Source organism: Catenuloplanes indicus (assembly GCF_030813715.1).
GTDB lineage: Bacteria > Actinomycetota > Actinomycetes > Mycobacteriales > Micromonosporaceae > Catenuloplanes > Catenuloplanes indicus.
In genome coordinates, this window is record NZ_JAUSUZ010000001.1 from 2400394 (window position 1) to 2421415 (window position 21022).

The window sequence follows — 21022 nt, forward strand, 5'->3', positions numbered from 1 at the left end:
TCACCCCTTGATCGCGCCGTTCGTCAGACCGGAGACGATGCGACGCTGGAAGAACAGCACGAACAGAATGATCGGGATCGTGATCACCACGGCGGCCGCGGAGATCGCCCCGGTCGGGTCCTCGAACTGGGACTCGCCGGTGAAGAACGACAGCGCGACCGGCACCGTGCGGGACCGCTCGGTGGAGGTCAGCGAGATCGCGAACAGGAAGTCGTTCCAGCAGAAGATGAAGACCAGGATCGCGGTGGTGAACACGCCCGGCGCGGCCAGCGGCGCGATCACCCGGCGGAACGCCTGCCCCTGGGTGGCGCCGTCCATCTTCGCGGCCTTCTCCAGGTCCCACGGGATCTGCTTGAAGAACGCGGAGAGCGTGTAGATCGCCAGCGGCAGCGCGAACGTGATGTACGGCAGGATCAGGCCGGGCCAGGTGTCGAACAGGCCGAGCCGTCGCTCGATCTCGAACAGCGGCGAGACCAGCGAGACCTGCGGGAACATCGCGATCAGCAGCGACACCCCGACCAGCAGCCCCTTGCCGGGGAAGTCCAGCCGGGCGATCGCGTACGCGGCCATCGTACCCAGCACGACCGCGACCGCGGTGGCGATCAGCGCGATGCCGATCGAATTGACCAGCGCGCGGACGAACTGGTCGGTGGTGAAGATGACCCGATAGTTGTCGAGCGTCCACTCCCGTGGGATGAAGTTGCCGTCCGTGAGCGTGCCCGGCGTCTTGAATGACAGCGACGCGATCCACAGCACTGGGAACAGCGCGAACACCACGACGACCACGTCCAGGAGACCCCAGGTGACCTTGGCTCGGGTCTCCTTGCTCAGGCCCGCCCTGGGTTGATCCTGACTGAGCGCGACCATCAGCGCCTCCCGTCGTCGGAGGCACCGGGTGCGGCGGTGCCGAAGAGCTTGACGAAGATGAAGGCGATCAGCGCGACCGCCAGGAAGATCAGCACGGACATGGTGGAGCCGATGCCCAGGTTGAGCCCGCGCAACAGGTTGTTGTAGGCGATCATCGACACCGACGACGTCTCGTTCGCGCCCGCGGTCAGCACATAGATGTTGTCGAAGACCCGGAAGGCATCGAGGGTACGGAAGAGAAGCGCGACCAGGATCGCCGGCTTCATCACCGGCAGCATCACCTTGGTGAACCGCTGCCACCAGGTCGCACCGTCCATCGACGCGGCCCGCAGCAGCTCCTCCGGCACCAGCGCCAGCCCGGCCATCAGCAGCAGCGCCATGAACGGCGTGGTCTTCCAGATCTCCGCCACGATGATGATCGCCAGCGAGCCGGCCCGTTCGGTGAGCGGAGCCCCGTCCGGCGTCAGCAGGTTCGCCAGATAACCGGTGTCCGGCGTCCACGCGTACCGCCAGGAGAACGCGGCCACCACGGTCACGATGCCGTACGGGATCAGCGCAGCGGTCCGCACGATGCCGCGGCCGACCAGCGTCCGGTGCATGACCAGCGCCAGGCCCATGCCGAGCACCAGCTCGATCACCACGGTGACCACGGTGATCAGCATGGTGACGCCGAACGCGGTCCACCAGTAGCCGTTGCTCAGCACGGTCACGTAGTTCTCCAGGCCGACGAACTCGCGCTCGTCCGGGAACTTCAGGTCGAAGCGCTGCAACGACAACCAGACCGAATACAGGATCGGGTACGCCGTGACCGCCACCATCACGAACGCGGCCGGTGCGCAGAGCAGCCAGCCCAGCCGCCGTTCTTGCCTCTTGCCCTCACTCAGGACTTTCGTCACGGCAGCACGCCCTTCGACTCGAGTGCGTCCTGGATCTGCTTCCGGAGTTGCTCCGCGGTCCGCTCCGGGTCGATGTCACCCGGCGGGGACAGCGTCGCCGACATGACCGTGGAGATGTTCTGGTACGCCGGGGAGAGCGGCCGCACCGACGCGTCCTGCAGTTCCGCCAGGATCACGTCCTTCATCGGGTACGCCTCGGCCATCTCCGGCGCGTCGTAGACCGACTCGATGGTCGGCGGCACCCCGTCGTTGATCGCCGCGTACTGCTGGTGCTCCGCGTTCCGCAGGCAGCGCGCCGCCTCGAACGACTCCTCCGGGTACCGCGAGTACGCGCTGACCGCCAGGTTCGTGCCACCGATCGTGACCCGGCTCGGCGTGTTCGCGTCCACGCCCGGGTAGCGCGCCCAGCGCACGTTCCGGGCCAGGTCCGGCGCGGCCTCCTGCATGGCCGGGTAGACGTACGGCCAGTTCAGCTGGAACGCGCCGTTGCCGCCCTGGAACTCCAGCCGAGCCGGGTCCTCCAGCGCGTTCGTGAACGACGGGCTGGTCACCCCGGCCGTGGCGAAGCGCTGGAGCACGTCCAGCGCACGCACCGCGCCGTCGTCCAGCACCGCGGTCCGGCCGTCCTCGCTGAGGATGTTGCCGCCCGCGCTGGCCACCAGCGTGTTGTAGAGGACGACGAGCCCTTCGTACTGGGCGCCCATCGTGATCACCTGGTGCGGCCGGCCGTCGGCCTTCAGCTGCTGGGCCTGGGTGATCATCTCGTCCCAGGTGCGCGGCGGGTTCGGCACCAGGTCGGTGCGGTACCAGAGCAGCTGCACGTTCGTGTTGTTCGGCGCCGCGTACAGCTTGTCCTCGTAGGTCGCGGACTCCAGCGGGCCGGGCAGCGTGCCGTTGCGCACCTCCGCCGCGTCCGCGCCGGTCCACTCCCGGATCCACTCCGCGCCGGCGAACTCCTGCGTCCACGTGACGTCCAGCCCGAGCACGTCCATGCTCTCGTCCTGGGCCGCGAGCCGACGGACCATCTGCACGCGCTGATCGTCCGCACCGCGCGGCAGCACCCGGTAGACGATCTCGTAGCGCCCGTTCGCGGCTGCGTTGCACTCGTCGATCACGGTCTGCATGTTCTCGACCGGCGGGTTGTAAAAGTTGATCGTCGGGGGGCCGCCGCCGTCCTGGCCACCGCAGGCCGCGAGCGGCACGGTCACCAGCACCGTCGCGGCGAGCGCGAACCAGCGTTCCCTCGGGTTGTCTCCCATCCCTGTGCCTCGCCTCCCATGTGGAGATGGCGCGCACCCGCGGTCACCACCGCACGGCACGCGGTCCGGGGGACGACCTCGCGGTCATCCGTACCCCCATCTCCCCCGCCCGGGACACGGCGAAACGCATCGTTAACACGGTGTCCACATCAGGCGGTCTCCGCCGGTGCGGTCAGCGACAGCGCCCGGCCCGACCAGCTGTCCGCCGACTCCACCCGCCGCAGCAGGATCCCCTCCCGCAGTGCCCACGGGCAGATGGTCACCTCGTCCAGCCCGAACATGTCCAACATGGTGTGTGCCACCAGCGCACCGGCCAGCGACTGGCGGGCCCGCGGCGCCGAGATCCCGGGCAGCCGGGCCCGTTTCGCCGCGGTCAGCGCGCTGAGCCGCCCGACCTGCCGGGCCAGCTCGTCCCGGCGCAGCACCCGCGGCACGAACGGGCCCCGGCGCAGCGGCGGGGCGCCACACAACTGCGCGAGCTGCTGAAAGGTACGGGACGTGGCGACCGCGGACCGTGGCGCGTCCCAGTGCATCCGGCTGGCCACCTCGCCCAGCTCGCGGCGCAGGTACCGGCGCACCTTGTCCACCTTCGCACTGCGCGGCGGGTCGCCGCGCAGCCGCTCGCGGGTGATCCGGGCCGCGCCGACCGGCAGCGACACCGCGAACGACGGCGCCAGGTCGTGCCCGTAGGCGATCTCCGCCGAGCCGCCGCCGATGTCGAGCAGCAGCAGCGGGCCGGCCCGCCACCCCATCCAGCGGCGTACGGCGAGAAACGTCAGCTCCGCCTCCTCCGTGCCGGAGAGCGTGCCCAGCCGTACGCCGGTGCGCGCCTCGATCTCGGCGAGCGCGGCGTCGCGGTTCGGGGCGTCGCGGACCACCGCGGTCGCGTAGGCGTACAGTTCCCGCACCTCCCAGCGGCGAGCCTGGGCGACGGCGGCGGCGACGGCCTTCACCAGACGGTCGATCGCCTCCCGGCAGAGCGCGCCGTCCCGGCCGATCACCTCGGCCAGGCGGACCGCCTCCTTGGTGGCGTGGACGGGCAGGGGGACGCCGTCGCCGATGTCGGCCACGACGAGTTGCGCCGTGTTGGAGCCGACGTCGAGCACTCCGATTCGCATGCAGCCAGTTTCCTTGATCATCCGATCCGTCCGCGACGGGTTCCTCGGTTCGACGGCGGTCAAACGGGGGCGAACGGCGGCCAGGCCTCGGTCACCGGTCACCGGTCACCAGTCGTCTTACCGCGCGAAGCGCCCCGGCCGCGCGAAGCGCCCCCGGCCGCACACAACGGTCTCGCCGCCCGAAGCGCACTCACCACGGGAAACGCACTCACCACGCGAAACGCACTCACCAGACGAAGCGCCGTCGCCACGGACAGCGGGTCACGGCGCAAGCCGCTTGGCCGCGCGAGCGCCTCGCCGCGCACGCAGCCATCGGACACGCAAGCGGCATCGCCGCGCCCCACGGGCTTCCCCGCGCCTCGAGGCAGCCTCGCCGCACCTCAAGCCGCCTCGCAGCACAAGCCGCCTCGCAGCACAAGCCGCCTCAGGACACAAAGCCGGATCGGCCCGCAAGCAACCTCGCCGCGCGAAGCCGGCTCACCGCGCAAAGCCGGCTCACCGCGCAAGCCGCATAGCGCCCGCAGGCAACCTCGCCGCGGGAAGCGGCCTCGCCGCACTGGTGTGCCCGCGGCGGGTCCTGGGCCGGTTCGGCTTCGCGGCACGCCGCGGGGCCGAACCGGAAAGATGCCCCAGCGCCGAATCTCCACGTTGATCAGCCGAGGGCCGACCGGAACAGATCGACGTGACCGAGCCCTCACGCCGGCTTCCCGCTGAACGCCGGAACGCGACACCGCGCCGGCGAGGAGCGGCGGACCGTCAGGCCGCGGCGTTGTCCGCGAGGCCGGCGAGGAGGATCGCCGTGGTCTGGGCGATGATCGCGGCGCGGTTGGCCTCGAAGACCGGGTCCGTGATCGCGGTGGCGTTCGCCGGGTCGAAGTCGAGCACCGGCGTGTGGACGTGACCGCCGGGCGGTGCCGACGGCGTCTCGGTGAGGAGCCGGGTCACCCGGTACGCGCTCTCGTTGGACAGATATCCACCGCCGCCCCCGTCGACCGCGATCGACCCGGCCGTCGGGCCGTCCGGCCGGGTGACCGGGATGGTGCTGCCCGCCGGGATCTCCCGGACCGACGTGTTGATGCGCACCGCGAACAGCCCTTCGGCCTGCGACATAGCCTCCATCGGGAGCGTGCTCGGCAGGAACTCCGGCCCCGGGCCGACGTTCGGGAAGACGGCCGGCGCGCTCGGCAGTCCGCCACCCCACAGGTTCAGGTTGTCCGGTACGGCGGTGGACCGGCGGCGGCCGTTGAAGGCCTCCAGGTCGAACGCGCCCGGCCGGCCCTGGCTGATCGTGGTGACCTGATCGGGCCGGCGGGCGAGCGCGGCCCGGTACGCGTCCTCCACGATGCCCTGGTCGAAGTCGGGGTAGCGGACCGGGAAGAGCACGGCCTGGACCTGCACCCGCGTGCCGTCCAGCGCGGTCAGGATCCTGCCGTCGAGCGCCAGCGCGACCGCGCCGGACGGGTTGCCGCGGCGGATCTCCGCGTCCAGCTGGAACGGGTCGAAGCCGGAGATCATCAACTTGCGGACGCCAGGCGCCGGGCGGAACGCGCTGGAGGTGAGGCCGCGCGACGCGTACTCCAGGCGCTTCTCCCAGGCGGCGCGGTCGGACGCGGTGTGGGTGAACGACGGCGTCCACTGCCGGAGCGCACGGGTCAGCGCGAGCCGCGCCCAGTAGAGCGGGCGGTCGTCGTCGGCCGGCAGGGCCGCGCCGATGGTGAGCGAGCGCTGCGCGCGGGCGACCGCGGACTCGAAGAGCAGGCGGCCGATGGCCTCCGCGTACGACCCGGCGATCTGGCCGGACGGCACCGCGCACAGGCCGAGCGTGAACGCGCGGACCAGCCCGTCGAAGCCGCTGTGGTCCAGGATCTCCGCGGGGGCGGAGGCGGTGCCGCCGGGGACCGGGCGGTCGAGCCGCGCCTCCTCGACGGTGAGCGGGACGGTGCCGTCCGCACAGCCGGCCGGGCGTGCCGACGCGGGCGCCGCCACCAGCAGCGAGAACGTGAGAAGCACTCCACAGAGCACGGACAGCGCGCGGGCGAGCCTGGTCACCGATACCTCCTGCAACCGAATGCCTCCTGGGAGCGACGGACCCGACACGAGACTAACGAATATCGACCACCGTGAGGTTGCCGTTCGGCGTCGGATTTTTTCCGGCTCGTGACGTTTGCCGCGCCGTCCGGGATGGGTATCGGGCGCGAGCACGCAGGATGGCGCAATTGGGGGTTCGAACATGTCCGACTTGGACGAGCCGAAGGTCACGCTCGACGTCCGCCAGCTGGGACCGGTGGAGCGGAAGCTGCGCGGCGCGCTGGAGGAGCAGTTGACCTCCGCGCTGCAGGCCGCGACGGAGCGGGTCCGCGACCGGTACGCGGGCGAGCCGGTCGAGGTGGTCCAGCAGCAGTTGCTCGCCGAGACGCGCGCGGGCCTGCATCACGACATCGCGGACGCCTGGCAGCCGGACCCGGCCGAGCTGCATCGGGTCGCGGCGACGATCGCGCGCCAGGACACGATCGCCCACCACGCGGCGCTCTGAGATCAAGCCCCAGCGGGGGTACGCGTACCCCCGCTGGATTCTTCATCGGTAGACGGTCAGGATCAGGTCGCTGACCAGCGCGGTCCAGCCGGTCTGATGCCACGCGCCGAGGCCGGCCCCGTTGTCGCCGTGGAAGTACTCCGGGAAGACGATCCGGTCCTTCCAGTCCGGATGGGTCTGGAACAGTTCGCACTGACCGTAGATCGGCCGCCGCCCGTCCGCGTCCGGCAGGAACAGCGAGATCAGCCGCTGCGACAGATCGTCCGCCACCTCGGTGAGCGTCACCTTCCTACCGGACCGGGTCGGGTACTCCACCAGCAGGTCGTCGCCGTAGAACGTGGCGAACTCGCGGACCGCCTCGATCAGCAGGTAGTTGGTCGGCATCCAGATCGGGCCGCGCCAGTTGGAGTTGCCGCCGAACAGGCCGCTGGTCGACTCGGCCGGCTCGTAGCCGACCGTGAAGTCGGAGCCGCCGAGCCAGATCGTGAACGGCTTCTCCAGGTGGCTACGGGAGAGCGTGCGCAGACCGTACGGTGAGAGGAACTCCTCCTCGTCGAGCATGCGCGCCAGGATCCGCAGCAGCTGCTCCTGACCGACCATGGCGAGCAGCCGCTGCTGCCGTCCGCTGCCGGAGAGCCGCCGGGAGCCGACGATGTCCGCGTACTGCGGCCGGCGGTTCTGGAACCAGCGCACCCGCGCGGCCAGCTCCGGCAGCCGGGACAGCGTGACCGCGGTGAGCGTGCTGGTCGCGGCGAGCGGCAGCAGCCCGACCACGGACCGGACCTTGAGCGGCAGCTTCACGCCGTCCGGCAGCCGCAGCACGTCGTAGAAGAACGAGTCCTCGTCGTTCCACAGGCCCTGCTGGTAGGCGGCCATCCCGATGTACGCGTAGTGCTCGAAGAACTTCGTGGCCACGTCCTCGTAGGTGTGGTCGTGGATGGCCAGCCGGACCGCCATGTCCAGCAGGTTCAGCGCGTACATCGCCATCCAGCCGGTGCCGTCGGACTGCTCCAGCACACCGGCGACCGGCAGCGCCGCGGACCGGTCGAACGGGCCGACGTTGTCCAGTCCGAGGAAGCCGCCCTCGAAGACGTTGTTGCCGTTGACGTCCTTGCGGTTGACCCACCAGGTGAAGTTGAGCAGCAGCTTGTGCAGCACCCGGGCGAGGAAGTCGTGGTCCCAGCCGCCGTCGATCTCGAAGACGCGCAGCGCCGCCCACGCGTGCACCGGCGGGTTCACGTCACCGAACGCCCATTCGTACGCCGGGATCTGGCCGTTGGGGTGCATGTACCACTCGCGGAGCAGGAGCAGCAGCTGCGACTTGGCGAACCCCGGGTCGACGCGTGCGATGGAGACGCAGTGGAACGCCAGGTCCCACGCCGCGTACCAGGGGTACTCCCACGGGTCCGGCATCGAGATGACGTCGAAGCTGTTCATGTGCCACCAGGCGCTGTTGCGCCCGTGCCGGCGCCCGGACGGCGGCGTGGAGCCGGGGTCGCCGGAGAGCCACTGCTCCACGTCGAAGTGGTAGAACTGCTTGCCCCACATCAGGCCGGCGATCGCCTGCCGGGCCACGTTCGCGGCCTCGCGCGGCGCGGCGGCCGGGATCACCTCGGCGAAGAAGTCGTCAGCCTCGGCCGCGCGCAGCCGCATCACGGTGTCGAAGCCCTCGCCGAGATCCAGCGGGGACGCCGGGCCGGGCGCGGTCAGTGAGAGCCGCAGCCGGATCGCGACCTGCGACCGAGCCGGCACGGTCACCGTGTAGTGCAGTGCCGCCTTGGTGCCCTCGCCGTCCGGGTTCACCGTCTCCGCGCCGTCCACCACGTAGTCGTTGATGCCGTCCTTCGGGTACGCGCTGCGTCCCTCCAGCCCCCACAGCCGCTGCGTGTTGGTCTCGTTGTCGCAGGCCAGCGGCTCCGGCTCGCCGGATCCCTCCAGCACGATCTGGCCGAGCCCGCGGTGCTGCCCGATCAGCCGGCTGCCGGAGCCGAGGATGGTCGGCACGTGGTCGCGCCCGGGGATGCCCCACGACCAGGTGTTGCGGAACCACAGCGTGGGGAGCACGTGCAGCGTGGCCTCGTCCGGACCGCGGTTGGCGAGCGTGACCAGCATGCAGTAGTCGGTCGGCGAGGCCTTGGCGTAGTCGACGGTGACGGCCCAGAACCGGTCGTCGTCGAATACGCCGGTGTCGACCAGCTCGTACTCGCTCTCGTCACGGCGCCGGGTGCGGTTCGTCCGGACCAGGTCCTCGTACGGGAACGCGGCCTGCGGGTAGTGGTAGCGCCAGCGCATCCACGAGTGGGTGGGCGTGGAGTCCTCGTACCACCAGTAGTCCTTGACGTCCTCGCCGTGGTTGCCACCGTCGCCGCCGAGCCCGAACATCCGTTCCTTGAGGATGGAGTCCTTGCCGTTCCACAGGCCAAGCGCGAAGCAGAACAGCTGGCGGTCGTCGCAGACGCCGGCCATGCCGTCCTCGTTCCACCGGTAGACGCGCGACCGTGCGTGATCGTGCGGGAAGTAGTCCCAGGCGGTGCCGTGTTCACTGTAGTCCTCGCGGACCGTGCCCCAGGCGCGTTCCGACAGATACGGCCCCCACGCCCGCCACGGCTGCTCACCCGAGTCCGCCTGCGCGAGACGCTCCCGTTCACTCACCGGCGCCCCTCACCTCCTCGTGAATCTTCCATAGGAGAACTTCCCAAGACAAAGTCGATCACACTAAACATTGTCGCCGTGGCGTGTTACCGCCACTCCACCGACGGCGTGAGTGATAGGTGCTGAAATCATGATCCCGATCAGCTTCGGCCCTCAGGTCTGTGGCGCGCTCACCGAGGGCGCCGCGCGCGAGTGGCTGGTCCCGGACGGCCTCGGCGGATACGCCATGGGCACGGTCTCCGGCCTGCGCACCCGCCGCTACCACGGCCTCCTGATGGTCTCCGGCGCGACCGCGGCCGCACGCACGCTCGCGCTGGCCAGCCTGGACCCCGTGCTAACCATCGGCGGTGACGAGGTCCGGCTGGGTGTGCACGAGTGGGCGTCCGGCTCGGTCGCACCGGCCGGGCACGCGTTCCTGGAGCGGTTCTCGCTGATCGACGGTCTCCCCCGGTGGCGCTGGCGGGTCGGCGACGTGGTCCTCGAGCGCGAGCTGGCCATGGTGTACGGGCGCCCCGCGCTCGCCGTGGTGCACCGGCTGCTGGCCGGCGGCCCGGTCCGGCTCGACCTCCAGGCGCTCTGCACCTGGCGGGACGGGCACGGTGAGCGCGGTGCGGGCGGTCCTCCGCTGGACCTACGACCGGCGGCCGGCGGCGTGGTGATCGAGAACGCCTACCGCCTGGACGGCCCGGACTGGCGCGCGGCCGGCACCTGGTGGACCGGCGTGCACCATCGCGAGGAGGCCGTGCGCGGCCTGGCCGCCGACGAAGATCTCTGCCACGCCGGTACGTTCGGCGCCGAGCTGCGCGAGCCCGGCGACGTACTGGAGGTGCGGGCCTGGGCCGGCGCACTGGACGACACGCCGCCGCCGGCCCGCGAGGTGATCTCCGCGGCCCGCCGCCGGAACCGCGCCGTGGTCGCCGCGGCCGCGCCGTCCGACGACGTGGACGCCACGCTCGCGCTCGCGGCGGACGCGTTCGTGGTCCGCACCGGCTCCACACCGGACGTGGTCGCCGGGTACCCCTGGTTCGGCGCCTGGTCCCGGGACACCATGATCGCCTACGAGGGCCTGCTGCTCAGCACGAACCGCGCGGAGGAGGGCCGGCGGCTGCTGCTCGGCTACGCGAGCACGCTCTCCGAGGGCATGCTGGCGAACACCGCGGACACCGGCAGCGTCGAGTACAACACGGTGGACGGCACGCTCTGGTTCCTGCACGCGGTGGCCCGGCACGTGACCGTCACCGGCGACACCGACCTGGCCGAGGAGCTGCTGCCGGCGCTGCGCGACGTGGTGGACGCACACCTGCGCGGCACCCGCTACGGCATCCGCGTCGACCCGGACGACGGCCTGCTCACCCAGGGCGCCGCCGGGGAGGCGCTGACCTGGATGGACGCCCGGGTGCGTGGCGTGCCGGTGACCGCGCGGGCCGGGAAGCCGGTCGAGGTGAACGCCCTCTGGATCAACGGCCTGGCCGGTATCGTGGACCTCGCACGGCGCACCCGGAGTGACGCCGGCGCGGCTCCGGCCGCGCACCGCGCCGCGCTGGCCTCGTTCCGCCGTCGCTTCCCGGCACCCGCCGGGTGGCTCTACGACGTGGTCGACGGCCCGCACGGCGACGACGCGTCGCTTCGCCCCAACCAATTGTTGGCCTGGTCTTTGCCGTACGCACCGATGCGTGCGGATGCACGTGCTCTCCGTGCAATTTCCAAGGGATTGCTGACACCGATCGGCCTCCGCAGCCTGGGCCCTCGAGAAATGGGTTTCCTCGGCGCGCACCGTGGAAATTCCGACGCCAGGGATGGCGCGTATCACATGGGCACGGTGTGGCCGTGGTGGGTGGGGCCATTTATCGATACGTGTGCGAAGTCCGCCGTGTCAGATGGCGAACTACTCTCCAGTATCGAAGGTCATTTGACCGAGTTTGGCCTAGGCTCTGTCACTGAAACAGCGGACGGTGAGCCACCTCACTCGGCTACGGGTTGCCCGTTTCAAGCGTGGTCGGTCGGGGAACTAGTTCGCGTCCGTCGGTGTTGATCAACCTTGGTTACACGACGGCAACCGGGGTGTCTTCGCTGGTTTCCACGGGTAGGGCAAGATAAGGCCATCCCAACGACGCGCTGACACCCTTCTGAACCTGTTTTGAGGGGCGTCCGCTGGCGTGTGCCTAGGGACGAATCTGCGAGGGGGCCGGGCCTATGTCACCAAACGCCGACATCATCGAGATGCGGACCGCGCGTCCGCAACGCGTGCTGATGCTCTCCTGGGAGTACCCCCCGGTGGTGGTGGGTGGCCTCGGCCGGCACGTGCACGCGCTCTCGATCGCGCTCGCCCAGGCCGGTCACGAGGTCACGGTGGTCACCCGGCACGTCGCCGGCGCACCGCTGGAGGAGTACGCGGACGGTGTCCGCATCGTCCGCGCCCCGGAGGACCCGCCGGTCTTCCCGCTCGCCACGCCCTCGCTGCTCGCCTGGACCATGGCCTTCAACCACACGCTCACCCGCGCGGCCCTGCGGGCGGCGGAGTCCGGTGAGTACGACGTGATCCACGCGCACGACTGGCTCGTCACGCACACCGCGGTCACGCTCAAGGAGCACCTCGACATCCCCCTCGTCGCCACGATCCACGCCACCGAGGCCGGCCGTCACCAGGGCTGGCTCCCGGAGGAGATGAACAAGGCGATCCACACCGTCGAGTGGTGGCTCGCGCAGGAGGCGGTCCGCGTCATCGTCTGCTCGGAGTACATGCGGTGGGAGGTGAACCGGCTCCTCGACCTCCCCGCGGCCCGGATGGACGTCGTGCCCAACGGGGTCGACGACACCATGTGGCGTGCCCAGCCCCGCGCCGTCGCCGCCGCCCGCTCCAAGTTCGCCGGTGACGGCCCGCTGATCGGGTTCGCCGGCCGCCTGGTCTACGAGAAGGGCGTGCAGCACCTGGTCAACGCGGTGCCGAAGCTCAAGCACCGGCACCCGGGCCTGCGGGTGGTCATCGCCGGCGACGGTCCGTACCGGTCGGAGTTGCAGGCCGAGGCCGCACGGCTCCAGCTGGACGACACCGTCACGTTCGCCGGCTTCATGAACGAGAAGCAGCTGCCCGCGGTTCTCGCCGCCACCGACGCCACGGTCATCCCGAGCCTCTACGAGCCGTTCGGCATGATCGCGCTGGAGGCCGCCTCGGCCGGCGCGCCGATCGCGGTCTCCTCGACCGGCGGCCTCGCCGAGATCGTCGAGCCCGGCGTCACCGGCGTCACGTTCCCGCACAGCAACCCGGACGCGCTGGCCGACGCGGTCGACTCGCTGCTGGCCGACGAGGTGTTCGCGCGCCGCGTCGCCCGGCAGGCGCGCTCGATGGTCACCGAGCGGTACGGCTGGGGCACGATCGCGGCTCGCACCGCCGCCGCGTACGGCTCGGCGATGCGGGAAGCACCCGCCTTCAACACCAAGCAGGCCGAGGCGCAGCTCGCCGCCGGCCGGCCGAAGGCCGTCGTGCCCGAGGGCAACCTCCTGCACGGCCTGATGAACGCCGCCTCGTCCGCCGTCTAGGATCCCCCCGATCTTCCGGCTCTCTCCGCTGGCCGCCGCCCCTCGCGACGGCCAGCGGAACCTTTTCCGCCATCGAACTCCAGGTTGCGAGGCTTACCGCTCCCGTGTCCGACAGCAACGACAGCAACGACTTCATCGGCGAGATCGACCGCTGGCTGCTCTCCCAGGGGCGGCACGAGAGGCTCTGGACGGTGCTCGGCGCGCACCCCACCGACGACGGCTGCCACTTCGCGGTCTGGGCGCCGAACGCGCGCGAGATCCGGGTGATCGGCGACTTCGCCGGCTGGGGTGCGGACGACGGCATACCCATGCGCAACCTCGGGGACAGCGGCGTCTGGGCCGTCTTCGTGCCGGGCGCGGCCATCGGCCAGCACTACAAGTACAAGATCCACGGCGCGGACGGCTCGTGGATGGACCGGGCCGACCCGCTGGCCGTGGCGACCGAGGTCCCCCCGCGTACCGCGTCCAGGATCTTCCGGTCCGAGCACAAGTGGGACGACGGCGACTGGATGGCCGCACGCGCCGGCCAGACCGAGCACCACCGGCAACCGATGAGCGTGTACGAGGTGCACCTCGGCTCCTGGCGCCCGGGCCTCGGCTACCGCGAGCTCGCCGACCAGCTGACCGAGTACGTGAGCGACCTCGGCTTCACGCACGTCGAGCTGATGCCGGTGATGGAGCATCCGTTCGGCGGCTCCTGGGGCTACCAGGTGACCGGCTACTACGCGCCGACGTCCCGGTTCGGCACGCCGGACGAGTTCCGCTACCTGGTCGACCGGCTGCACCAGGCCGGCGTCGGCGTGCTGCTCGACTGGGTGCCCGCGCACTTCCCCAAGGACGAGTGGGCGCTGGCCAACTTCGACGGCACCGCGCTCTACGAGCACCCGGACCCGCACCGCGGCGAGCACCCGGACTGGGGCAGCCTGATCTTCAACTACGGCCGCTGGGAGGTGCGCAACTTCCTGGTCGCGAACGCGCTGTACTGGCTGGAGGAGTTCCACGTCGACGGCCTGCGGGTGGACGCGGTCGCCTCGATGCTCTACCTCGACTACTCCCGCGAGCACGGCAAGTGGTCGCCGAACGAGCACGGCGGCAACGAGAACCTCGAGGCCATCGCGTTCCTCCGCGAGCTGAACGCGGTCGTCTACCGCGAGCACCCCGGCGCCGTCATGATCGCCGAGGAGTCCACCGCGTTCCCCGGCGTCTCGCGGCCCACCGACTGGGGCGGCCTCGGCTTCGGCCTGAAGTGGAACATGGGCTGGATGCACGACACGCTGGAGTACGTCGAGCGCGACCCGGTCTACCGCAAGCACCACCACGACCAGCTGACCTGGCCGTCCTGTTACGCGTTCGACGAGCAGTTCACGCTGCCGATCAGCCACGACGAGGTGGTGCACGGCAAGAAGTCGCTGATCGCGAAGCTGCCCGGCGACCGCTGGCAGCGCCTGGCCGGGCTGCGCGGCTTCCTCGGCTACATGTGGTCGTTCCCCGGCAAGCAGCTGCTCTTCATGGGCTCCGAGCTGGCCGACGAGCAGGAGTGGGCGGAGCACCGCGGCCTCGACTGGCACGTGCTCGGCGACCCGGCCGTCCAGGGCGTGCACGCGACGCTGCGCGACCTCAACCGGGTCTACCGCGAGTCCCGCGCGCTCTGGTCACAGGACACGGTGCCGCAGGGCTTCCGCTGGATCGCCCACGACGACTGGCAGAACAACGTCATCTCCTACCTGCGTTGGGGCGACGACGGCTCCGTCATGGCGTGCGTCGCCAACTTCTCCGGCGTCCCGCGCACCGGCTACCGCATCGGCCTCCCGCGGGGCGGCCGCTGGGACGAGGTCCTGAACACCGACGCCGCCCACTACGGCGGCACCGGCACCGGCAACTTCGGCGCCGTCCACGCCGACGGCCACGGCTCACACGGCCTGCCGCACTCCACCGAGATCGCGGTCGGCCCGTACGCGGTGGTCTGGTTCCGCCCCGCTGCCTGACGTCTCCGCGGCCCTCACTCGTTCGTGGTGGGGGCCGCGACGCGGATAGGACAGGATCTGTCCGCCTCTGTTCCTACGCTGCATCTCATGACGATGACATCGGAACGAGCCGACCTGATCGCCCTGCTGGACCGGCACCGCGGCTTCCTGCGTTTCACGGTGCGGGGGCTGACCGACGAGCAGGCCGCGTCGCAGCCCATCCCGAGCACCACGCTGTCGCTCGGCGGCCTGATCAAGCACGTGTCCGCGACCGAGCACTCCTGGGTCACGTTCGCGACCGGCGGCGCCGCGGCCATGCAGGCCGAGCCGAACGACTGGGTCAACGGCTTCCGGATGGTCGAGGGCGAGACGCTGGCCGGGCTGCTCGCCGACTACGAGAAGGTCGCCGCGCGCACCGACGACCTGGCCGCGACCGCCGACCTCGACGCCGCCCACGCGCTTCCCGAGGCACCCTGGTTCGAGCCCGGCGCCAGCTGGTCGGTCCGCCGCGTCCTGATGCACATCATCGCGGAGACGTCCCAGCACTCCGGCCACGCGGACCTGCTCCGCGAGGCCATCGACGGCCAGAAGACCATGGGCTGAAAACCTCGCGCCAACTCGGCCCCCGCAGCGGCAACCGGGCGCTCCGCGCCCGAAATATCGTGATATCTCATCCTGGCTGGGGTGTTGCCCGCCAGCGAACGACGCCACTCAGCCCTGTGTGATCAATCAGTGGAGCAAAAGGGATATCAACTTCGCTAAATGACCTCCGTTTCGCTCCACTGATTGATCACACAGGCTTCGCACCCACGGCGGACGCGATCACCAGGTGCGGCGGCCGAGGACTTTATCCGGACATTTCGGGCGCGAAGCGCATTGGCCGGCCACGCAGGCCGGCTCGGCACCGATGGCGCGCTGGCCGCTCCCGCCGAGGCGCAGCCCACCATGCGCGGCCCCGCCATGCGCGGCCCGCGCCTCGGCGCGAGCGGGCAACGGGGTGGATAGTGCTGGGGAAGTGACCGCGCCGGAAACGGAAATATCCGCTTTAATGCAACCAGGTGGGGCGCACCAGCGCGGATTCGTAGGCGAAGACGACCAGCTGGGCGCGGTCGCGCGCGGCGAGCTTGATCATTGCGCGGGAGACGTGGGTCTTGGCGGTGGCGGGGCTGACGTGCAGGCGCTCGGCGATCTCGTCGTTGTTGAGGCCCTCGCCGACCAGCGCGACCACCTCGCGCTCGCGGTCGGTGAGCGGGTCGGCCGAGGGTGGCGGCGGTGCGGGCGTGCTGCGGCCCTTCGTGGCGAACTCCGCGATCAGGCGGCGGGTGACGCCGGGTGACAGCAGGCCGTCGCCGGCCGCGACCGCACGCACGCCGCGCAGCAGGTCGACCGGTTCGGTGTCCTTGACCAGGAAGCCGGACGCGCCGACCCGCAGCGCCTCGAACAGGTACTCGTCCAGCTCGAACGTGGTCAGGATGATGATTCTCGTGTCGGTCAGCGCGGGGTCGGCGACGATCCGGCGGGTGGCCTCCAGCCCGTCGACGCCGGGCATGCGGATGTCCATCAGCACCACGTCCGGCCGGGTGCGCGCGGCCAGCGTGACCGCGGCCAGGCCGTCCGCGGCCTCGCCGACCACCTCGATGCCGGGTTCCGCGTCCAGCAGCGCACGGAACCCGGCCCGGACCAGCGCCTGGTCGTCGGCGAGCAGCACCTTGATCACTTCGTCTCCCCCTCCGGCGCCGGCAATCGCGCGACGACCAGGTATCCGCCGGACGCGGTCGGTGCCGCCTCCAGTGCGCCGCCGAGCGCCTCCGCGCGCGCCCGCATGCCGGGCAGGCCGATGCCCGAGCCCGGCGGCACGGTCGGGTCTGCCTCGCCCGGCTCGTTCTCCACCCGCAGCCCGACGCCGGCCGCGGTGTAGTCGACGGTAACCGTGGTCGCGGCGCCGCCCGCGTGCCGGCGCACGTTGGTCAGCGCCTCCTGCACGATCCGGTACGCGGCACGGTCCACCTCGGCCGGCAGCGGACGTGGCACGCCGCCGACGACGGTACGGCACGGCAGCCCCGCGCCCGCGGTCAGCGCGTCCAGCCGGGCCAGTCCGGGCGCGGGCGTGCGCGGCGCGGACTCGTCCTCCTCGGCCAGCGCGCCCAGCACGGCCCGGACCTCGCGCAGCGCCTCCGAACTGGCCGTCTTGATCGCGGCGAGCGCGGACCGGGCCTGCTCGGGGCGGCTGTCCATCAGGTGCAGACCGACCCCGGCCTGCACGTTGATCAGGGACAGGTGGTGGCCGATCACGTCGTGCAGCTCGCGCGCGATGCTGAGCCGCTCCTCGCTGGCCTGCCGCCGGTTCTGCTCCTCGCGGGCGCGCTCCTCCTCCGCCTCGGCCCGCAGCATCTCCGCGAACTGGATCTCCCGGGTTCGGCCGGCCTCCGCGCCGACCACCATGACTATCGAGATCAACGCGATGATCGCGAGTGCCGCGACCGTGGGCCGGTTGCCCGGCGGGATGCCGAGCGCATCCGCGAAGACCCGGCCGGCCAGCAGGTAGGACAGCCAGGCGGTTCCGGCCACCGCGGCGACCCGGATCGCTCGCTCGGCCCGCACGCCGTGCGCGACCGCGACGATCAGCGCCACGAAGAACGGGCCGCCCGGGTAGCCGGCCAGCGCGTAGACGATCGCGGCCGCGGCCGCCACCACCACCGGCAGCACCGGCAGCGCCCGCCGGAACAGCAGGCTGACCGGCCCGGCGACCAGCAGCGCGACCATCAACGGCGTGAAATCATCCCAGGAGCCGGCCACCAGGCGTACGCCGATCACCTGCACCAGCGCGGCGAAGACCACGATGCCGGCCAGCGAGTCCGGCTTCCGGCGCTCCGGGTCCGTCCAGCGCGGTGGACCGCCGTGGTTGCCGTGCCAGGACGGCTTGCCCGACCGGTGGTGACGGTCGCGCAGGTGGCGCGCTACCTCGCGGCGCATCCGCAGACCGCGTTCGCGGCGGAGGCGCTCGCGCAGTTCCTGACGTTCCCCGACCTCGGCGAGCCGGTCCGCGGCCAGCCCGCGCAGCCGCCCGGCCCTGCCGCGCGGCTCTCCCCCGCTCGCCTCCGCGCCGCGCGGCGCGACACTCGCCGTCTCCCGCGCACCCGGCGTCTCCCGCGCACCCGGCGTTTCCGGCACGTCCGGCGGCGTGTCGGGTCGGGGCGCGTCGGGGCCGGCGTCCGGTGGGCCGGTGGGCGAGTGGGGCACGTTCACGACGGTAGGGCACGGCGGGCCGGACCGGCGTCGGCGGATCGCGGGCTCACCTCGTACCCTCGCGGTCGTATGTCCGCATTTGATCGCTACTCCCGGTGGCGTAGCGGCGGACCACCCCGCCTCCGCCCGGACCGCCGGCGGAGCCTCCCCCGGCCCGACGCGCCGGACCCGGCCCGCGGCGCAGGCTGAACAGCGTCGCCAGCCACAGACCGGGAGGACACCATGGAAGGCACACAGACCGGCCGGATCCGCACGTCCGACGCGGAACGCGAGCAGACCGCCGAGGTGCTGCGCGCCGCGATGGGCGAGGGCCGGCTCCCGCTCGACGAGGGCGAGGCGCGGATGACCGCGGTCTACGCCGCCGTCTACCGCGACGAACTCGCCCCGCTCACCGCGGACCTGCCCGGTCGCGGCCTGCCCGCGCTGGCCCGCACGCCCGAGCGCCGCGCCGCCGCCCGCCGCCGTCTGCGTGCTCACGCGGGCGCGGTCATGCTGGTCAGTGGAGTGCTGATCGCGATCTGGGCGACCACCGGCGCGCACTTCTTCTGGCCGGTCTTCGCCATCGTCCCGCTGCTGCTCAGCGTCTTCAAGCACGCCGCCGTCAACCGCACGGGCGGCACCTGGCACCACCGCGACTGGCACGGCCACGGCCCGTGGGGACCGTACGACCGCTTCCACTGAGTGGTGCCGGACGCGGACTGACGTGCGTTCCGACACGTGTCCCAATTGGACCCGTGGCGGTGTTTGATCACGAAGGGCGGAACTGACATTGTGTGGCGGGCTCGCGCCGACCGTGCGCGCGGGCTCGCACGACCCTGGGGAGGGTACGCACGATGATGGGGCCGCAGCATGCGCTGTCCGGCGCGGCAGCCTGGCTGGCCGGGTGCTGGGCGCTGGACCAGTTCGCGGGCTATGAGCAGACGCCGATCGCGATCGCGGTCGGCACCGCGATGTGCGCGGGCGGTGCGCTGCTGCCGGACATCGACCTCTCCGGGCGGGTGACCAAGAACCGCGGCGGCGCGACCGTGGCCAAGACGTTCGGCGTGTTCTCGCTGTTCGTCGCGGAGGTGGTGGAGAAGTTCTCGCTGGGCGTCTACACCGCGACGCGGCTGAGCAAGGACCCGAAGCGGGACAACGGGCACCGTACGTTCACGCACACGCTCCCGTTCGCGGCGCTGATCGGCTGGGGCACGTCCGCGCTGTGCGACGCGTTCGGCAAGTGGGCGGTCATCGGCATCCTGTTCTTCATGATCGGCCTGGCGCTGCGCGGCCTGTTCGACGAGTGGGCCGAACGCGCCGGCTGGGTCGTGATCACGCTGCTGTCCGCGGCCGCCGCCTGGTTCACGTTCCTGAACCTGCCCGGCGACCGCGGCTACCCGATGCTCGGCGTGGCGATCGGCGTGGGCTGCGTGATGCACCTGTTCGGCGACATGATCACGAAATCCGGCGTCCCGATCCTGTGGCCGATCCCGACCGCCAAGGGCCGCCTGTGGCGCATGATCGGCATCAACGACAAGTGGGCCATCAAGGTCGGCGGCAAGTTCGAGACGATCTGGTTGCGCGGCGCCTTCACCGTGATATCGCTGGCCGCGGCCGCCGCCCTGATGGGCCGCTCCGCACTGCGCTACTTCAACATCGAGATCTAGGAACACCACATCCGGGGGTACGTGGCCGCGCCGCGTACCCCCTTTGTCACTTACACCTCTTTTGTCCGATTTTCGTGATATACGAGGTGCATGAATCGACGCTGCCTGCTAGCCACGCTGCTCATGATTCCCGCGCTAATCCCCTCGCCGGCCGTGGCCGCGCCGGAGACCGGCACCCGTCCGAGCGGCGACTGGACGCACGTGCACGGCGACGCCGGGCGCACCGGTTATCAGCCGGTCACCGGTGGGCTGCACCGGAAGAACGTGGGTGGGCTGCGGGACGGCTGGCGGGTCACCGGGGCGCCGCACGGCACGCTGGTAGCGGCCCGGGGTGCGCTCTACCTGCCGGTGTCCGAGGGCGGCAGCGTACGGATCCGCAAGCTCGACGCCCGTACCGGCCGGGAAATGCCCTTCGGGGTGCGGGCGCGGCAGTGGCTCGGCCGGCCCGCGGCGGTGGACAACACGATCGTGACGGTCGCGTCCGACGCGCCGGACCGGGACGAGGTGCGTGCCTACTCGGCGGACGGCGTGGAGCGGTGGCGGGCACCGGTGCCGGGCGACGAACCCGCGGACGACCTCGCGGTCCACGGTGGACTCGTCTACGTCGGCGGTGGGCACACCTGCCGCTACACCTGTGCGTACACCCGGCTGCGCGCGTACCGGCTGAGCGACGGCGGGCTCGCCTGGGAGCGGGACGTGGTCGGTGACGGGCAGTTCGAGGAGCCGGCCGTGGCGGGCGGCACGCTGGTCTGGCCGATGCGCGACGGGACCGGTGCGCGCACGGTGGCGTTCGACGCGGCGACCGGCTCGCCGCGGTGGGGCGCACCGGCCGGCAGCGTCCAGGACGTGGTGGTCACCGACGACACGGTCTACGCGATCGAGGGCGGCGCGCTGTGCGCCCGGACCGCGGACGGCGGCGGTACGCGCTGGTGCCGGGACGACCTCGACCACGTCAGCCTGGCGCTGGCGCCGCAGCGGGCGGCCGCGCGGGACACCCCAGCCGTGCTGTACGCGGGCGGCGGCGACACGATCCGGGCGCTGGACCCGGCGGACGGCAGCGTGCTCTGGTCGGCCCCGGCCGGTGGCGACCCGCGCCCGCTCGCGGCCGGTGGCGGGCTGGTGTTCGCGCAGGTGTGGAGCCCGCTTGAGACCCGGATCGTGGCACTGGACGCGGCCGACGGGCGGGTGCGCTACGACCGGGTGCTGGCCCGGGAGGGCATCTTCGGCACGGTGGTCCCGGCGTACGGCAGGCTCTTCGCGGTCGACCCGTACGAAGCGGTGCTGGCGCTGGAACCCTGACGGGC

At 71.4% G+C, this 21022-nt stretch carries 16 protein-coding genes; 8 read left to right on the top strand and 8 right to left on the bottom strand.

Annotation, left to right across the window (positions count from 1 at the left end; translation table 11 throughout):
• The 5 genes from J2S42_RS10855 to J2S42_RS10875 form a co-directional block, all read right to left on the bottom strand.
• Entirely contained in the window at positions 1-867 is an 867-nt protein-coding gene (locus J2S42_RS10855; protein ID WP_307238152.1) for a carbohydrate ABC transporter permease, read from the bottom strand.
• The gene (locus J2S42_RS10860; protein WP_307238154.1) at positions 867-1763 is read right to left on the bottom strand and encodes a carbohydrate ABC transporter permease; all 897 of its coding nucleotides are present in this window, start codon (positions 1761-1763) and stop codon (positions 867-869) included. The genes J2S42_RS10855 and J2S42_RS10860 overlap by 1 nt, the downstream gene beginning before the upstream one ends.
• Positions 1760-3022, bottom strand: a complete 1263-nt coding sequence (locus J2S42_RS10865; protein WP_307238156.1) for an ABC transporter substrate-binding protein — start codon at positions 3020-3022, stop codon at positions 1760-1762. The genes J2S42_RS10860 and J2S42_RS10865 overlap by 4 nt, the downstream gene beginning before the upstream one ends.
• A 149-nt stretch (positions 3023-3171) precedes the next feature.
• Complete coding sequence (locus J2S42_RS10870) at positions 3172-4140, bottom strand: Ppx/GppA family phosphatase (RefSeq protein WP_307238157.1); 969 nt, start codon at positions 4138-4140, stop codon at positions 3172-3174.
• A 756-nt stretch (positions 4141-4896) separates the two neighbouring features.
• Positions 4897-6189, bottom strand: coding sequence for a PA0049 C-terminal domain-containing protein (locus tag J2S42_RS10875; protein WP_307238160.1), 1293 nt, complete (start codon positions 6187-6189; stop codon positions 4897-4899).
• 190 nt (positions 6190-6379) lie between these two features.
• Here J2S42_RS10875 and J2S42_RS10880 point away from each other — a divergent pair, with 190 nt between their 5' ends.
• Positions 6380-6673 carry a hypothetical protein gene (locus J2S42_RS10880; RefSeq protein WP_370879376.1) on the top strand — a complete coding sequence of 98 codons (294 nt, stop codon included), beginning with the start codon at positions 6380-6382 and terminating at the stop codon, positions 6671-6673.
• A 42-nt stretch (positions 6674-6715) separates the two neighbouring features.
• On the opposite strand, the gene J2S42_RS10885 is transcribed toward J2S42_RS10880, so the two are convergent.
• Positions 6716-9325, bottom strand: coding sequence for an MGH1-like glycoside hydrolase domain-containing protein (locus J2S42_RS10885; RefSeq protein WP_307238164.1), 2610 nt, complete (start codon positions 9323-9325; stop codon positions 6716-6718).
• Positions 9326-9455: 130 nt separating this feature from the next.
• Between J2S42_RS10885 and J2S42_RS10890 the strand changes: the two genes are divergently transcribed.
• The 4 genes from J2S42_RS10890 (at position 9456) to J2S42_RS10905 (ending at position 15429) form a co-directional block, all read left to right on the top strand.
• Positions 9456-11357 (top strand): amylo-alpha-1,6-glucosidase, encoded by a 1902-nt coding sequence (locus tag J2S42_RS10890; protein ID WP_307238166.1) that lies wholly within the window; start codon positions 9456-9458, stop codon positions 11355-11357.
• A gap of 161 nt (positions 11358-11518) precedes the next feature.
• Complete coding sequence (locus J2S42_RS10895) at positions 11519-12862, top strand: glycosyltransferase family 4 protein (protein ID WP_307238168.1); 1344 nt, start codon at positions 11519-11521, stop codon at positions 12860-12862.
• Positions 12863-12966: 104 nt separating this feature from the next.
• Positions 12967-14847 (top strand): 1,4-alpha-glucan branching protein GlgB, encoded by a 1881-nt coding sequence (glgB, locus tag J2S42_RS10900; RefSeq protein WP_307238171.1) that lies wholly within the window; start codon positions 12967-12969, stop codon positions 14845-14847.
• An 87-nt stretch (positions 14848-14934) separates the two neighbouring features.
• Positions 14935-15429, top strand: coding sequence for a DinB family protein (locus tag J2S42_RS10905; protein WP_307238173.1), 495 nt, complete (start codon positions 14935-14937; stop codon positions 15427-15429).
• A gap of 442 nt (positions 15430-15871) precedes the next feature.
• Here the strand turns inward: J2S42_RS10905 and J2S42_RS10910 are convergent, their stop codons facing one another.
• Both J2S42_RS10910 and J2S42_RS10915 read right to left on the bottom strand, forming a co-directional pair.
• Complete coding sequence (locus J2S42_RS10910) at positions 15872-16543, bottom strand: response regulator transcription factor (RefSeq protein ID WP_307238175.1); 672 nt, start codon at positions 16541-16543, stop codon at positions 15872-15874.
• Entirely contained in the window at positions 16540-18066 is a 1527-nt protein-coding gene (locus J2S42_RS10915; protein WP_307238176.1) for a sensor histidine kinase, read from the bottom strand. Before J2S42_RS10915 ends, J2S42_RS10910 begins: the two co-directional genes overlap by 4 nt.
• A gap of 228 nt (positions 18067-18294) precedes the next feature.
• On the opposite strand from J2S42_RS10915, the gene J2S42_RS10920 reads away from it, so the two are divergent.
• From J2S42_RS10920 to J2S42_RS10930, 3 genes are all read left to right on the top strand, one after another.
• Positions 18295-18753 carry a DUF1707 SHOCT-like domain-containing protein gene (locus J2S42_RS10920; protein ID WP_307238178.1) on the top strand — a complete coding sequence of 153 codons (459 nt, stop codon included), beginning with the start codon at positions 18295-18297 and terminating at the stop codon, positions 18751-18753.
• A gap of 152 nt (positions 18754-18905) precedes the next feature.
• On the top strand, positions 18906-19718 hold the full coding sequence (locus tag J2S42_RS10925; RefSeq protein ID WP_307238180.1) for a metal-dependent hydrolase: 813 nt from the start codon (positions 18906-18908) through the stop codon (positions 19716-19718).
• Positions 19719-19808: 90 nt separating this feature from the next.
• Positions 19809-21017 (top strand): outer membrane protein assembly factor BamB family protein, encoded by a 1209-nt coding sequence (locus J2S42_RS10930; protein ID WP_307238182.1) that lies wholly within the window; start codon positions 19809-19811, stop codon positions 21015-21017.
• Positions 21018-21022: the final 5 nt, after the last annotated feature.

Bases quoted from the DNA above. Each gene is read 5' to 3' on its own strand.
- J2S42_RS10855 (WP_307238152.1), bottom strand. From the start codon at position 867: ATGGTCGCGCTCAGTCAGGATCAACCCAGGGCGGGCCTGAGCAAGGAG.
- J2S42_RS10865 (WP_307238156.1), bottom strand. From the start codon at position 3,022: ATGGGAGACAACCCGAGGGAACGCTGGTTCGCGCTCGCCGCGACGGTG.
- J2S42_RS10870 (WP_307238157.1), bottom strand. From the start codon at position 4,140: ATGCGAATCGGAGTGCTCGACGTCGGCTCCAACACGGCGCAACTCGTC.
- J2S42_RS10890 (WP_307238166.1), top strand. From the start codon at position 9,456: ATGATCCCGATCAGCTTCGGCCCTCAGGTCTGTGGCGCGCTCACCGAG.
- J2S42_RS10895 (WP_307238168.1), top strand. From the start codon at position 11,519: ATGTCACCAAACGCCGACATCATCGAGATGCGGACCGCGCGTCCGCAA.
- J2S42_RS10905 (WP_307238173.1), top strand. From the start codon at position 14,935: ATGACGATGACATCGGAACGAGCCGACCTGATCGCCCTGCTGGACCGG.
- J2S42_RS10920 (WP_307238178.1), top strand. From the start codon at position 18,295: ATGGAAGGCACACAGACCGGCCGGATCCGCACGTCCGACGCGGAACGC.
- J2S42_RS10925 (WP_307238180.1), top strand. From the start codon at position 18,906: ATGATGGGGCCGCAGCATGCGCTGTCCGGCGCGGCAGCCTGGCTGGCC.
- J2S42_RS10930 (WP_307238182.1), top strand. From the start codon at position 19,809: ATGAATCGACGCTGCCTGCTAGCCACGCTGCTCATGATTCCCGCGCTA.